Source organism: Pseudomonas sp. P5_A2_2 (assembly GCF_054177685.1).
Window position 1 is genome coordinate 1 of sequence record NZ_JBGCUL010001263.1, and the last position, 1,142, is coordinate 1,142.

Sequence of the window (1,142 nt, forward strand, 5' to 3'; positions counted from 1 at the left end):
GTGCAGAAGTTGCCCAATCTGGTCGGCCTGCATTTGGGGCCTGACGGTTTCTTGCAGGGCGCCGCGCTGACGCTGTTCTTGTGCTTCTGTTCGATCTGGCTTTCGTCGCTCCTTGGCTTTGTGACGGCGCTGGCGCGCCTGTCTCGCAGTGCGGTGGCTTTCGGCATTGCCAGTTTCTATGCGTCTTTTTTTTGCGGTACTCCGCTGCTGATTCAAATTCTGCTGATCTACCTGGGTCTGCCGCAGTTGGGTGTGGTTCCTGGCGCCATCAGCGCGGGGATCATCGCGCTATCGCTCAATTATGGTGCCTACCTCAGCGAGATCTTTCGAGCCGGCATCATCGCTGTGGCACCCGGGCAGCGCGAAGCGGCGATGGCTCTGGGGCTGGGGCCGGCGGCAACTTTCCTGCACATCGTCCTGCCGCAAGCCATGCGCACGATCATTCCACCGACAACCAGTCAGTTCATTTCAATGCTCAAGGACTCATCGTTGATATCGGTGATGGGCGTCTGGGAAGTGATGTTCCTGGCGCAGTCATACGGTCGCTCGTCCTACCGCTACATCGAAATGCTCACCACCGCAGCCGTTATCTACTGGCTCCTGTCCATTGGACTGGAGTTGATACAGAACCGTCTTGAACGCCACTACGGCAAAGGTTTCAAGCATCAGCGCGGACCCATCCTTTTAATGACTTTTACAGGTACTACGATGTCCGATCCAAAACCTCTGTTGTTTGCGTTATACGAGCAAGCCAGTGTTGGCTGTGGCGGCGCGCCAAGCCTCTGGACGCACCCGGCTGACGAACGACTGACCATCAACTCCCTGGGCTACTGGTCGAACCTGGCACGCATCGCCGACCAGGCCCATCTCGACATGCTGTTTTTTGGTGATGTGCTGGGTTTCTACGATGTGTTTGGCGGTAATGCCGACGCGGCGATGAAGTGGGCGGTGGAAGCACCGGCCAACGATCCGTTGATGATCATTCCGGCATTGGCTGCGGTGACAGAAAACCTGGCTTTCGGCGTCACTGTCACCACCAGTTACGAGCATCCTTTCACCCATGCCCGGCGCTTCAGCACACTGGATCACCTGACTAATGGCCGGGTCGGGTGGAACATCGTTACCTCCTACCTGACCAGTGC

At 57.4% G+C, this 1,142-nt stretch carries 1 protein-coding gene and 1 pseudogene; both read left to right on the forward strand.

The window, feature by feature from the left end; genetic code table 11:
- A pseudogene (locus ACXRVY_RS30665) lies at positions 1 to 672 on the forward strand (amino acid ABC transporter permease); the annotation flags it as partial.
- 36 nt (positions 673 to 708) lie between these two features.
- Positions 709 to 1,142: LLM class flavin-dependent oxidoreductase (locus tag ACXRVY_RS30670; protein WP_458239162.1), on the forward strand; the 434-nt coding region annotated here is incomplete at its 3' end.